We start from the raw sequence: 13,613 nt of genomic DNA on the forward strand, positions 1-13,613 counted from the left end.
ACCGCGCTTACTGCTGGTACTGCTCCAGATCGAAGCGGTCGGCGTTCATCACCTTGGTCCAGGCCCTGACGAAGTCGTTCACGAACTTCTCCTCGTTGTCGTCCTGGGCGTACACCTCGGCGTAGCTGCGCAGGATGGAGTTGGAGCCGAACACCAGGTCGATGCGGCTGGCGGTCCACTTCACCTGGTCGCTCTTGCGGTCACGGACCTCGTAGATGCCGCTGTCCGCAGACTTCCAGGCATTGGCCATGTCGGTCAGGTTGACGAAGAAGTCGTTGGTCAACTGGCCTTCACGGCCGGTGAACACGCCATGCTTGCTGCCGCCATGGTTGGTGCCGAGCACGCGCATCCCGCCGATCAGCACGGTCATCTCCGGCGCGGTCAGGCCCATCAGCTGGGCACGATCGAGCAGCATCTCCTCCGGCTTGACCACGTAGTCCTTCTTCAGCCAGTTGCGGAAGCCATCCGCCAGCGGCTCCAGCGGCGCGAAGGAGTCGGCATCGACCATCTCGGCGCTGGCATCGCCACGCCCCGGAATGAACGGCACCAGGACATCGTATCCGGCCGCCCGGGCGGCCTGCTCGATGCCCACGCTGCCACCCAGCACGATCAGGTCGGCCACGCTGGCGCCGGTCTCGGCGGAGAGCTGCTCGTAGACCTTGAGCACCCGGTCCAGGCGCTGCGGCTCGTTGCCCTCCCAGTCCTTCTGCGGGGCCAGGCGGATATGGGCACCGTTGGCGCCGCCGCGCATGTCGGAGCCGCGGAAGGTGCGGGCGCTGTCCCAGGCCGTGCTGACCATCTCGGCGATGCTGAGGCCGCTCTCGGCGATCTTCTTCTTGGTAGCCTCGACGCAGTAGTCGGTGTTGCCGGCCGGCACCGGGTCCTGCCAGATCAGGTCTTCCTGCGGCGCTTCCGGACCGATGTAGCGGGTCTTCGGGCCCAGGTCACGGTGGGTCAGCTTGAACCAGGCGCGGGCGAAGCAGTCCTGGAAGTACGCGGGATCGGCCATGAACTTCTCGCAGATGGCCCGGTACTTCGGATCCATCTTCATCGCCATGTCGGCGTCGGTCATGATCGGGTTGTGGCGGATGGAGGGATCGCTGGCATCTACCGGCTTGTCCTCCTCCTTCATCTCGATCGGCTCCCACTGCCAGGCGCCGGCGGGGCTCTTCTTCAGCTCCCACTCATGGCCGAACAGCAGGTCGAAGTACCCCATGTCGAACTTCGTCGGATGGGTGGTCCAGGCACCCTCGATGCCCGAGGAGACGGCGTTGGCGGCCTTGCCCTGCATGTTGGGATTCTTCCAGCCGAAGCCCTGTTCCTCGACATCGGCCCCTTCGGGATCCGGACCCAGCGCACCGGCATCGCCATTGCCGTGGCACTTGCCCACGGTGTGGCCGCCGGCGGTCAGCGCCGCGGTCTCTTCATCGTTCATGGCCATGCGGGCGAAGGTCTCGCGGACCTGCTCGCCGGTCTTGAGGGGGTCGGGCTTGCCGTTGACCCCTTCCGGGTTCACATAGATCAGGCCCATCTGGACGGCTGCCAGGGGGTTCTCCATGGTGTCGGGCTTGTCGACGTCGCCGTAGCGCTCGTCGGAGGGTGCCAGCCATTCCTTCTCCGCGCCCCAGTACGTGTCCTTCTCGGGATGCCAGATGTCCTCGCGCCCGAAGGAGAAGCCGAAGGTCTTCAGACCCATGTTCTCGTAGGCCACGGTACCGGCCAGGATGATCAGATCCGCCCAGCTGATCTTGTTGCCGTATTTCTTCTTGATCGGCCACAGCAGGCGGCGCGCCTTGTCCAGGCTGACGTTATCCGGCCAGCTGTTGATCGGCGCGAAACGCTGGTTGCCGGTGCCGCCGCCACCGCGGCCATCGGCAATACGGTAGGTGCCGGCCGCGTGCCAGGACATGCGGATCATCAGCCCGCCGTAATGGCCCCAGTCGGCCGGCCACCACGCCTGGCTCTCGGTCATCAGCGCGTGCATATCCTTCTTCAGGGCGTCGAAGTCGAGCTTCTTGACCTCTTCCCGGTAGTCGAAGTCCTCGCCCATCGGGTTGGTCTTGCGGTCATGCTGATGGAGGATGTCCAGGTTCAGCGCTTCCGGCCACCAGTCCATGACCGAGTGGCCGGCGGCGGTCTCGCCGCCATGCATGACCGGGCATTTGCCCATGTTCTGATGCTCACCCATATCGTTCTCCATTTTTTCGCTGCGTTCAGCTGGTTCGTGTTTCGGAAGCCGTCATCCATGTGTCATCGATGGCTTTCCTCAGGGACCGCAAGCCGTTCCGACCCTGGGCCACCTTCGGCCAGGGTGGGCTTCACTGTCCACCTGCCCTTGAAGCTAGGCCCCACGAACCATTAGTTCCAGTTGATATTCACCATGATCGAGATAGTCTCCCGCTATTTTTCCGTGAGCGCCTCTATAGCGCGATGGGCTACAAGATGCTCTCGATCGCGCGGCGCAGCTTGGCGGACCCGGGGCCAGCCTGGCTGGGGAAGTGCGCCACCACCCGACCCTCTCGGTCCACCACGTACTTGTAGAAGTTCCAGCGCGGGGCGGCGGCCTGGCGCGCCAGTTCGCGGAAGATCGGGTGGGCGTCCGCGCCGCGCACACTGATCGGCCTGAACATGTCGAAGGTGACGCCGAAGTTCTCGAAGCACACCCGGGCGGTCTCGGCCTCGTCGTCGGCCTCCTGATTGAAGTCGTGGGAGGGGAAGCCCACCACCTTCAGCCCCTGGTCCCGGTAGTCCTGATGCAACTGTTCCAGCCCACCGAACTGGTCGGTGTAACCACAATGGCTGGCGGTATTGATGATCAGCAGCGGATGGCCCTGGAAGCGTTCCTGCAGGCTGACAATCTCGGACGCGTGCAGCCGGCCCAGCTCGTGCTGGAACAAGGCCTCGGTATCGGGCTCCGTGGCGGTTGCGCAGGCCATCGGCAGCACCAGCAACAGGGAAGCGAACAGGGGCGCAAAACGGGACATCGCAAGTCTCCACAGGGGCTCGACCTTCAGACCAGCGGCGCACCTGCGGGTTCTGTGGAGGGCTGGTTCGTGACCGCCAGCCCGGGGCCACGATGGCGCCGAACATCCTCCATTTCGGTGCTCCCTTTTGGACATGCCATGGCCTCACGGGCATGACGGGCGTACCCTTGATCGCAGACATCAACGAAGTCTCTAGCCGATGATTGCCTACACCCGCCCGCTCCTGCTGCTCGCCATCATCCTGCCGCTGACCACGGGCTGCACGGCCGTGAAGGTCGCCGGTGCCACGGGAAGCGCCGCCGTCAGCGTCACCACCGGCGCCGCAAAGGCGACCGGCAAGACCGCCGGAGCGGTGGGACGTGCCATCACTCCGGGCAGCAAGCAGGACAAGGACGACGACTGAGATACCGGCCGGCCGGCCGGGGACGGACGCAAGCCGCGAACTGCGTTTACTCGGCGCGCCTGAGCGCAACGGCCGCTCCAAGGGCTCGCACGCTGGGCCCTGGGCCGGAAACGGCGCCCTTGCACTCCGAGAGCATGCGGCCGAGGGGGATGGCCGCCCCGTTTCTGGGCTTGCCGGGCCCGCGTAACGGTCGCAGGTCTTATCCACCGACGCCTTCACCTCCCCGCTCGCATGGCAGCCCTGCCCGCCACCAGGCGAGCATGCCGCCGCGAAGCTGGCGGGCCTCGTAGCCGCGGGCCCGCAGCTTGCGCACGGCAGGGATGCTGCGGTGTGCACTGAGGCAGATGGCCACCACGGGACGATCGGGATCGAGTTCCAGGTCCGCCAGGCGTTGCCTGGAAAACTGCGTGATCGGGAGGTGACGCGCGCCCGGGATACGACTCCGACGATGCTCGACACCGGTGCGCACATCCAGCACTTGCACCTGGGCATTCTCCATCGCCTGCGCCAGTTCCTCGGGGCTCATTTCCGGCACGCGGCCGAACGGCCACCACTGGCTCAAACCCATCGTGATCACCTCCTGTCCACAGGCAAGAACGCGGTCGAACTTTGTCTTGTGCCCCGTACCTAATTCGCGACGCGGCGAGGATGGGCTGTTCTCAGCACTGACCGCGCGAAAAACCATCGCCGAAAGGAAAATCATTATGGATCATCACGACGAAGAGTTTCTCCGTCGGGCGCAAGCCGCGCGCGCTCGCATCAACGAGATCGAGCCGCAACAGGTAGACGCCAGCCTGGCATCCGGTGCGGTGGCCATCGATGTGCGCGAACCCGGGGAGTACCAGAAAGGCAGCCTGCCGAGCGCCCGCAATGTAGCGCTGGATTCCATCACGCGTCAGATCGAGGGAGTCGCACCAGACAAGGACGCGCCCATGGTCTGTTTCTGCAATGGTGGCAACCGCGGGGCATTGGCGGCGGCCCAGCTGGTGGATCTGGGCTATACCAATGTCCAGTCCATCGCCGGGGGACTGCGCGCCTACCAGAAGGCAAACGACACCTCGAAGAGCTCCGCCTGACGACCGGACGGCCTGGGGGTCCAGCTTCGGATTTTCCGACCTTGCCCGTTGCCCCATCTTCCCGTTGCCCCATCTTAAAGAAACGCTGATTCGCCACGAGGGTCAGCCAGGTCCAAGGACCGTGCGGGCTCGGGTGTGTCCAGCACCCGGTGGCCGAAGGTGGCCCTGGAGCGCAACGGTACGCGCCCAGCGGCTCCACGCGCCTCCTTCTTCGTCATCCCGGAAACCGCGTAGCGGTTATCCGGGATCTCGGCGGCGGCTGGGGTTGCCCCGACGGGGGAGATCCCGGCTCGTCGCTTCGCTCCGGCCGGGATGACAGTGCAGGGGCAAGGGCCCCGGGGAGAGTGACATTCCCAAAAGGCCCGGATTAAAGCACCCTGCGACGGGCCATTGTCGTCCCCGGATGATCCCCGTGACTGGCTGACTCTCGTGGTTAATCAGGAAAGGGGAAGACGGGGCAGATCTCGGTCTGCGCCCGCGCGAGGGCTCACAGTCGTTGGCAGGTGTACTGTTCGCCGGACGCGTGCTCGACCACGAGGCGCGTGGGCGATTCGGTGACGATCCGCGTGACCTCCGTATGCGGGAGTTCCGGTAGCCGCGTAGTGATCTGCCGGATCAGCTGGCGCTGGAGTTCGACACCTGATGGGGAGCCGGGCGACAGGTCCAGGGCTTCCACGGTGAGCGTGAGCTGCTGCTCCTCGCGCTGCCACTGCCCCTCGCTGGTCGCGATCAGCGTGAGCGGCCACAGGCCGAACTGGGCCACGGCATCGCCCTCGCTCTGGTACCGCCCGTCCGGATGCAGACGGGAGCGCGTATCGAGCTGCAGATTCAGCTGGCTCGAGCCAATGGCGGCCAGTTGCATTACGGCAGGACAGGCCCAGTCGCCGTCCAGCTCCGTGGTGTCCGCCCAGGCTGCGCCGGCGAAAACCAGAGAGATGCAAAGGCCCAACACGGGCCACGATCGATTCATCAAACGTGTCTCTCCAATCCAGTCTGGCTTTCCGGCACGGGCCGTAGGCGCGGGCAAAGGGCAAGGTTTGACCCCGTAGGGCTTCGGTTATGCGCCTGCTCCCCTCCAGCGCCCCGAATTCGTGGGGCTGCAACCGATTACCACGGCCCCTTCGAGGCCCGCAATGACACGTCACCGCGGGGTTATTGGTTCGGCTTTGGATACGCGCCCCACCCTCGCCTGCGCGGGTCCACGCCGCAGATTGAGCCGAGTACGGTGCGCTGACCGCAGGACGCCCCGTTCGGACTCTGGGTGCGACCGACTGCTTCGTCGGTTCGATGCCACACATAAGCGTTAGTCGTCCGTTATGTTACGCTGCGCGGGAGCCTCGCGCGCCCTGAAGGCGCTCTTGACGGGGCCCGACCAGGAGAGACTGCGGTGCGATCAGTCACGCATGCACACCTTCCCGCGCTGGCCTTGGTAATGGCCGGCTTTCTGCCCTTGGCACTCCCGCTGCCGGCCCTTGCCGACGACGGTGGGTATCGGCTGCTCAAGCTGGATGGCTACAAGGTGAAGTGGGGAGACCAGCAGTTAGGGGTGGGGGCCAGCATCAGCTATGCCTTTGCCGGGGAGGCGCTACGGTTCGATGATGCGCACAACTGCCGCGATCTCGCACCGATTGACGAGCTTCTGGGCGAAGCCCTCTCCAGGGAGACGCTGGATCGCGAGGCCGCGGCGGCGTTTCGGGTTTGGGAGCGCGCGGCCGGTCTGTCATTCCACAAGGTGAGCGATACCCGGGAGGCGGATATCATCCTCGGTGCCCAGGGGCAGCCGCGTGGACGGGCATTCGCCAACGTAGCCTACGCACCCGATTCGGACGATTTCTCCAACGTTTCCTACTCGCCCGATGCGGAAGTGGATGTGCGCACCATCGAACAGTCGCTGGTGTGTCTGAATCCTGCTCACGAGTGGAAGGTCGGATTCGACGGCAACAAGGATGTGTACGACATCCGCTATACGCTGACTCACGAGATCGGTCACGCCATCGGCCTGGACCATCCCGGGCCATCCGGGCAGGTGATGGGATTCAGGTACACCGAGGACTTCGCCGACCTGCAGCCCGGCGATCTGCGCGGAGTCCAGCGGCTCTACGGGCGCCCCGCCGATACCCTCGATACCCAACTGGCCGAGATGCCGACCGAGGACGGGGAAAGCGCATTCACCAGCGACCTCTTCCTTGACCCGAACGGCCGCATCGTGCCCGTGACCGGTGTCGATAGCGGCCTTGGCATCGGCGAGAAATAGCCCCGAGTCAATTCCGGGGCAGGTCTTTCCCATGCCCCTGCTCCACCACGAGCGGCCCCCACCCGTGGCACGTCAACCGATTGCCGCGGCCCCTGCGGGGCCCCGCAATGACGGGGTTTCGGAAATTCGGGGCAGGTCTTGCCCCCTTGCCCCCGCTCCACCGTAATTCGCCCACCCCCTTGGTACTTCAACCGATTGCCGCGGCCTCTGCGAGGCCTCGCAATGACGCGGTTTGTTCAGGCGGTCCGCCCTCTGACCGCTGGCGTGCTGTGGATACCGCAATCGCCCGGAGGCCGGGGCGCCACAGCGGGTTGCCTGGCAGCGCCGGAGATCAACCGGTCTTACCGCTGCGGGCATGGCCCCGCACCTCGCGACCCGCGCCGTGAAAACCTGAAAACGGCGCGGAAACTCGAGCAGATGGAAAGGAGCCGGGACGACAAGGTGTGGCAACGCACAGAACCCCGGAGCGACTGCACCGCAGCATGCAGTCTCATCCACTTGTCACGAAGGAAAGTCGCCATGGCATCTGTCGAGCCCACTCTGGCGGGGCGTTCCGCCACATCGGGAATGCATGACCCATTCACCACGGACATCGGTAACGAGGCACGGCGCTCCGGCGTTTCCTGGGGCGCGGTGATCGCAGGCGCCGTGGTCGCTACGGCGCTGTCGCTCAGTTTCCTGCTCCTGGGCACGGGCCTGGGATTCTCGGCGGTCTCGCCGTGGGCCGGGGAAGGCGTGTCGGCCGAGGGCATCGGGTTCGCAAGCATCGTCTGGCTGATACTCGTGCACATCATCGCCGGCGCCATGGGCGGCTATCTGGCCGGCCGACTGCGCACCCAGTGGACCGATCTGCATACCGACGAAGTATTCTTCCGGGATACCGCACACGGCTTCCTCGTCTGGGCGCTTAGCGTGGTCGTCACGGCGGCTCTGCTCGTTTCCGCCTCCACGGCGATCATCGGCAGCACCGCCCAGGCCGGTGCTTCGGCTGTCGGGGCAGCGGCTACGACTGGCGGCGCTGCCATGATGGCAGGCGCTAACGGGCAGACCGAAGGCGACGCCACCGGCCCGCTCGACTATTTCGCGGATATCTTGTTTCGCCCAGAGCGTGCCAGGGCGGCTCCCGACGCCGGCGCAACCGACTCCGACAGAACCGCCATGCGCACCGAGGCGGTACGTATTCTCGCCCGCGGCTGGGACGATATGTCGGATGGCGACAGGGCGTATCTGGCGCAACTGATCGCGCAGAACACCGGCGTCAGCCAGTCCCAGGCGGAGAACCGGATCCGCGAAGTCCAGGCGCAGATGGAGGAACTGGAAATGCAGGCGCGACAGGTGGCCGATGAGGCCCGGAGCGCGATGGCGAAACTTTCTCTGTGGACGTTCCTGGGACTGCTGATCGGGGCGTTCAGCGCCAGCTTCGCCGCCACGATCGGCGGTCGGCAGCGCGACAGCGTCCACTATTGAACCGTACAGATTGCTGCCAATCAGCGAGGTAGATCAAGATGAAATTCATACTGCTTTGGTTTCTGGGCATCCCGATTCCCGTCCTCATCCTGCTAGCCATCCTGCTTTAACGGCTGCGCGAGGCCCCCTGCTACAGGGGGCCTCGCCTTTTGCGAACCCCCGAAGCAATGATCACTCTTCGAGGGATCCCCTTGGCGCAGCGCGCCCCAGGCCTGCACCGGTCTTGCACCTGAAGACCACCCGCGGCCCGCGGGACAAGACGTCGCATACGTGGCCGGTTACCGTAGAGTGACCGTACCGATGGGCCAATGCGGGGCCGGCTCCCGGCAAGGGACTCATTACCGGAGACGGGACCCCGAAAATTGAGTGCGGATAAACCCTCGGCAAGTACGTGGATCGGAAGGCATTTGAAAGACAACCCCCTGCCGTTTTGCCCCTCTTCTGCCTGGTGGCTGACCGCATGGCTGGCCGGCGGGATGTTGCTTGCTGGCTGTGTCGGCGGGCCGCCATCGGCGGAGCCACCCGTCGCCACGGGGGCCGCGCCGCAGGAGCAGCCCGCCGCCGCGGCAGACGGACCCGCGGAGGGCTTCGCCAGCCTCCGGGACGAGATCCACTACTACCTCGAACGCCTGTCGGATCGCGCGTTCACCGAGACCTACGGGGGCGAGGAGCATCCGCGTACCTGGTACACCGCGGCCGAGGCGCTCGGCCGGATCGGTGCGCCGGCGGTCCCGCATCTCGTGCCCTACCTCGATTCCGATGATCCGTGGGAACTGAAACTCGCGCTGTACGCCCTGATGCTGGCTTCGCAGGATCCGGCGGTGACCTCGCAAACCGGCGGCGAGTACATCCGCCTGGGGACCGTCCTCGACGAACGCGAGAACGTGGCCAACCGGGCCCTCGCCCGCGACTGGTGGGAACGCTGGGGCCACCTCTGGGATTAGCAAGCGCATCCGCGCTCGAACGAGCAACACGGCACGGGTGACGAAGCGCTTACTGGATAGACGATACGGGACCGACATGGCAACGCCCCCGCCAGGGTCAGCGCGACGCGGTGTCCGACACACGCATCAACGCACAACACGCGTTCGGCAAGCGCAGGAGGCCCGAATGGGAATATCGGCGCGGGCAGTGGCAAGGTCCAGGCGCTGCTTGATGATGGTGGCCTCCTCGTTGCGTCCGAGGCGCATCAGGCACTCGTGGTAGCCGTGCAGCGCCCAGACGTTATCCAGATGCTGGTACGGCCGCGGTAGCGCGGGGTCAAAGCCGAGGTCCTCACGGTATAGCTGCGCTGCCGCCGCGACCTCGCCCTGTTCCAGAAGCAACGCGCCACAGGCGTGGCGAGTCGGCTGCATCCACCCCCAGGGTTCGTCAAAGGGAAGCCCATCGTCCTGCTTGATGGCCTGGCGCAGGAAGGCGAAGGCCTCGTCGTAGTTGGCCTTGCGGTACTCCAGCTCTCCGTTCAGCATCGCACGGGCGATCGCGAGAATATCGCGGCAGCGATTGTTGAACAGGTAGCGAGTGTCGGGCATGCATGCCGCGGCGGCCTCGAAGCGCACGCGCTGTTCCTCGCCCTCCTCGATGCGACCGGTGGCGGCGTTGGCCACGCCCTTCGCGTAGTGGGTCAGCGCGGTGCTGAACGCATACAGCTCGGGGTCGGCAGGCAGCGGGGTGTCGATCAGTTCCTGCCAGCGCCCGAACCGCACCATTACGTGCAGGTGCATCGGCACGAAGGACTCCAGCCAGTCGGCCATTGGTGGCGATTCGATCCGCAGAAGGGCCTCCGGAATGGTGGCGCGCAACCCCTCCGCTGCCTCGCACGCGTCGGTATATCGGCCTTGGAACATCGCGCCGTACAGCTTGAAGTGGTAGTTGTGAGAGCGGTAAAGGGTGTAGAAATTGATGGCGCCTTCGCGCTCCAGATACTTGCTGTCGGCCGCGATTGCCTCATTGTTGATCCGCACCACGTTGTCGTACTGACCGCACAGCACGTCGATGTGCGAGGCCATGTGTTGGAGGTGGCCCGCGTCCGGCACCAAACCACGCAGCCGGTCGCAAACCCGCAGGGCGCGCTCCGGGTGCGGCGACATCTCCATCAGGTGTACGTAGTAGTGGAGGATGCCGGGGTGCCTGCGCGCCTCTTCGCGATAGAGCGCAGTCTCCAGCACCTCGGTGGCCTCGACCGTGCTGGCACCTTCCGCCGGGGCGTTGGCCTTCAGGTCCCACAACTGCCAGGGAGTGCGGTTCAGCAGGGCCTCGGCAAACAGGGCCACCACATCGAGGTCTTCGCCGTGTTCGCGGTACACCGCGCGCATGGCATCGGCGTAGTCGTCATTCCAGCGCTCGAGTGCACCCACAGCTGGCGGCTCTGCCGTCTGGCAGCGCACCTGCAGCGCGTTGATCAGCGCCTGCTCCACCGGACTGCTGGTGGCAGCCTGCTGCGCCCGGGCCAGTGCCGTCGATCCGCGTGACAGGGAGTCTGCCAGCTCCGAATCGGCGAACGCCTCCCACGGCTTGTTGTAGTTCGGGCCAAGCGCCCAGGCGATGCCCCACCACGCCATCGCGCACTCGGGGTCATGCTCAATGGCCGTTTCGAAGCAACGGATGGCCTCCTCGTGGTTGAATCCATAGCCCCACAAGAGCCCGCGATTGAACCAGAGCCGAGCCTCCGGCGACGGTGAAGAAATACCCCGACGGTAGGGCCCAAGGTCGTAATAGCGTTTCATGATCCGCCTCCAACATCGTTCCGGATCATTACTTCAGATCATAGGCAGAAGAGACCCGAGCTGCTGCCGGTAGACGCCGGGCCGGAAGAAGGCGAATGCCACGGGTGGCTCCCGGATCGAATCTTGGCCGTTGCCTCTCCCTGCGCGACCGTAAGGAGACCAACTTCGTGGCACTTCGGCCGATTGCCACGGCCTCTGCGAGGCCTCGCAATGACGTTGCCCTGGCGTTTCGGCACGTGGGGAGATGAGCGCCCTGCCCTCGCCATCCGGGGCTTGTTGGGCCATGCTCCATGCTGCGGGCAGATGAAGACGGGGCCCGTGTCGCGGCGCCGGGCAGGAGCCGTTACCTCGAACGACAAGGAGCATGCGCATGAACCTGGAGAAGGTGATCTTCGGCTTTTTCATCATCCTGGCGTTCACGCTGAACTTCGGGTTCTTTCTCGGCGAGATCGATGATCCGGCGCACCACAATGTGTACGAGCTGTTCGCAGCCATCGTGGTAAACGTCATCGCGACGGCCCTGAAGCTGGGGGACCGGACGCAGACCGGGGCGTTGCTTCTGGCCAGTTCGCTGGTCGCGGTGCTGCAGTTGATTGCGGCCGCGGCGGTTTGGGCCTATGCCAGCCACGTGCATGCCGGGGGCATGGATGCGATGTTCATGGCCAGCATCGTCTCCCTGGCGGGCGGGGCCATGGTGGCCAACCTGATCTCCGTGCTGCTGCTGATCGCGGATACGGTGGCGCTGCGCCGCTGACGGCGGCCGCGAGCGCTACAGACACCACGAGCCGTGGGCCCCACGATCAACAAGGTGCTGTTCCTGTTCCTGCGGCGCATGCGGGCACCCCTGCTTGCGCTGACGGCGGCCTACGCGATCTCCGTTCTCGGCCTGGTGCTGATACCCGGCGTGGACGATCAGGGGGAGCCCTGGCGCATGGACTTCTTCCATGCGTTCTACTTCGTGACCTACATGGCCACCACCATCGGCTTCGGCGAGATCCCCCACGCCTTCACCGAGGCGCAGAGGATGTGGACGGTGTTTGCCGTTTACCTGTCGGTGGTGGCCTGGCTGTATGCGATCGGCAAGATCCTCGCACTGATCCAGGACCCGGCCTTCCGCCTGGCCGTCAGCCAGCATGCGTTCGACCGCACGATCCGCAAGCTGCAGCGACCGTTCCATATCGTGTGCGGTTATGGCGACACCGGGGCCCTGGTGGTGCGTTCCCTGCTCGGGCGCAATGGCTTTGCCGTGGTGATCGACCAGAACCCGGATCGCATCAACGAGCTGGTCCTGGAGGATTACCCGCTGCAGATCCCCGGTCTGTGCGCGGATGCCAGCATCGCCAATCGCCTGCTCGATGCCGGGCTCCTCAACCCGCACTGCCAGGGTGTGGTGGCGCTGACCAGCGACGATGCGGTGAACCTGCGGATCGCCATTGCCGCCAAACTCCTTAACCCGGAGCGCCCCGTGATCTGCCGTGCCGAGAGCCACGACACAGAGAAGAACATGGCCTCGTTCGGGACTGACCAGGTCATCAACCCGTTCGACATCTTCGGCCAGCGCCTGGCCCTCGCGCTGCATTCCCCCGCGCATCACCTGTTGCACGAGTGGCTTGGGAGCATCCCCGGGAGCCCGCTGCCGATGCCGATCGACCCGCCCTGCGGTCGCTGGATCCTGTGCGGCTTCGGGCGCTTCGGCAAGGCCGTGCATGCCGGGCTGATCCAGGAGGGCGTGGAGGTAACCCTGGTGGAAACGGACCCCGAGGGCGCGGACTGTCCGCCCGACTGCATCAAGGGCCGCGGCACCGAGGCGGACACCCTGCACGAGGCCGGCATCGAGAGCGCCTCCGGGATCGTGGCCGGAACCGGCCGCGACGACTACAACCTGTCCATCGTGATGACCGCGCGCGAGCTGAACCCGGAGCTGTTCATGGTCGGACGCCAGAACCGCGAGTGCGATTCGCTCCTGTTCGCGGCGGCCGACCTGCCGCTGGTGATGCGCCACGACCGGGTGATCGCCGAGGCGATCCTGGCCCATCTGACCTCGCCGCTCCTGCCGCGCTTCCTGGAACTGAGTCGCAACCAGACAACCGACTGGGCGAACGAGCGAGTCAGCTCCATCACGGCCGTGGTCGGCGACCGTGTGCCGGCCATCTGGACCGAGCAACTGGACGAGGGGACAGCCCCGGCCCTCCTTGCCCATCTGGAGCAGGAGCCGGTGACCCTGGGCCAGCTGCTGCGCGCCGACCATCCCGTGCGCCAGCGACACGCCTGCATTGTGCTGCTACTACGGCGCGAAGCCGGAGGCGAGGACATCCTCGCGCCCGATGACAACACGCCCCTGCAACCCGGCGACCACCTGCTGTTCTGCGGCCGCTTCGCGAGCGCCCTCACCATCTCGCACACCCTGCGCGACCCGCACGCCCTGCGTTACCTGCTGACCGGCGAAGATACCCCGGAAGGCTGGATCTGCCGTGCCCTCCGCGCGGCCCGCAGACAACCGGCCTGAGACGCGCAAGGCAGACCCGCCAGCACGCAAGTCCGTAAACGCGCATCGACAGAGGCAAACGGTTGGGGACCGATACCGTTCCGCCCCCACACCCGGTCATCCCGGACACCGCAAAGCGGTGAGCCGGGACCTCCCCGCCCGGGCTCTTCAACCCGGAGATCCCGGCTCTGCGCTGCGCTCTGGCCTGGATGACGGGA

At 65.7% G+C, this 13,613-nt stretch carries 12 protein-coding genes; 7 read left to right on the plus strand and 5 right to left on the minus strand.

The window, feature by feature from the left end; genetic code table 11:
* Positions 1–7: 7 nt before the first annotated feature.
* A complete protein-coding gene (katG, locus tag G335_RS0109205; RefSeq protein WP_018176554.1) occupies positions 8–2,200 on the minus strand; it encodes a catalase/peroxidase HPI in 2,193 nt (730 codons plus the stop codon).
* 235 nt (positions 2,201–2,435) lie between these two features.
* Complete coding sequence (locus G335_RS0109210) at positions 2,436–2,984, minus strand: glutathione peroxidase (RefSeq protein ID WP_018168029.1); 549 nt, start codon at positions 2,982–2,984, stop codon at positions 2,436–2,438.
* A gap of 199 nt (positions 2,985–3,183) precedes the next feature.
* On the opposite strand from G335_RS0109210, the gene G335_RS0109215 reads away from it, so the two are divergent.
* A complete protein-coding gene (locus G335_RS0109215; RefSeq protein ID WP_018168030.1) occupies positions 3,184–3,387 on the plus strand; it encodes a hypothetical protein in 204 nt (67 codons plus the stop codon).
* A gap of 199 nt (positions 3,388–3,586) precedes the next feature.
* Here G335_RS0109215 and G335_RS0109220 read toward each other — a convergent pair whose 3' ends face one another.
* Positions 3,587–3,955: a rhodanese-like domain-containing protein gene (locus tag G335_RS0109220; protein WP_018168031.1), complete on the minus strand. Its 369-nt coding sequence runs from the start codon at positions 3,953–3,955 to the stop codon at positions 3,587–3,589.
* A gap of 136 nt (positions 3,956–4,091) precedes the next feature.
* Here G335_RS0109220 and G335_RS0109225 point away from each other — a divergent pair, with 136 nt between their 5' ends.
* Complete coding sequence (locus tag G335_RS0109225) at positions 4,092–4,463, plus strand: rhodanese-like domain-containing protein (protein WP_018168032.1); 372 nt, start codon at positions 4,092–4,094, stop codon at positions 4,461–4,463.
* A 487-nt stretch (positions 4,464–4,950) separates the two neighbouring features.
* On the opposite strand, the gene G335_RS0109230 is transcribed toward G335_RS0109225, so the two are convergent.
* The gene (locus G335_RS0109230; RefSeq protein WP_196802250.1) at positions 4,951–5,433 is read right to left on the minus strand and encodes a hypothetical protein; all 483 of its coding nucleotides are present in this window, start codon (positions 5,431–5,433) and stop codon (positions 4,951–4,953) included.
* 462 nt (positions 5,434–5,895) lie between these two features.
* Here G335_RS0109230 and G335_RS0109235 point away from each other — a divergent pair, with 462 nt between their 5' ends.
* From G335_RS0109235 to G335_RS0109245, 3 genes are all read left to right on the plus strand, one after another.
* On the plus strand, positions 5,896–6,717 hold the full coding sequence (locus G335_RS0109235) for a matrixin family metalloprotease (protein WP_018168034.1): 822 nt from the start codon (positions 5,896–5,898) through the stop codon (positions 6,715–6,717).
* 519 nt (positions 6,718–7,236) lie between these two features.
* A complete protein-coding gene (locus G335_RS0109240) occupies positions 7,237–8,184 on the plus strand; it encodes a hypothetical protein (RefSeq protein WP_018168035.1) in 948 nt (315 codons plus the stop codon).
* A 476-nt stretch (positions 8,185–8,660) separates the two neighbouring features.
* Positions 8,661–9,128 carry a HEAT repeat domain-containing protein gene (locus G335_RS0109245; protein ID WP_018168036.1) on the plus strand — a complete coding sequence of 156 codons (468 nt, stop codon included), beginning with the start codon at positions 8,661–8,663 and terminating at the stop codon, positions 9,126–9,128.
* Between the two features lie 126 nt (positions 9,129–9,254).
* Here the strand turns inward: G335_RS0109245 and G335_RS0109250 are convergent, their stop codons facing one another.
* Positions 9,255–10,910, minus strand: coding sequence for a tetratricopeptide repeat protein (locus G335_RS0109250; protein ID WP_231362624.1), 1,656 nt, complete (start codon positions 10,908–10,910; stop codon positions 9,255–9,257).
* A gap of 370 nt (positions 10,911–11,280) precedes the next feature.
* Between G335_RS0109250 and G335_RS0109255 the strand changes: the two genes are divergently transcribed.
* Positions 11,281–11,664, plus strand: coding sequence for a DUF6394 family protein (locus G335_RS0109255; RefSeq protein WP_018146378.1), 384 nt, complete (start codon positions 11,281–11,283; stop codon positions 11,662–11,664).
* Between the two features lie 33 nt (positions 11,665–11,697).
* Positions 11,698–13,416, plus strand: coding sequence for a TrkA family potassium uptake protein (locus G335_RS0109260; protein WP_018168038.1), 1,719 nt, complete (start codon positions 11,698–11,700; stop codon positions 13,414–13,416).
* Positions 13,417–13,613: the final 197 nt, after the last annotated feature.

The sequence above is a fragment of the Thioalkalivibrio sp. AKL8 genome (assembly GCF_000380525.1).
In the GTDB taxonomy this organism is placed as follows: domain Bacteria; phylum Pseudomonadota; class Gammaproteobacteria; order Ectothiorhodospirales; family Ectothiorhodospiraceae; genus Thioalkalivibrio; species Thioalkalivibrio versutus.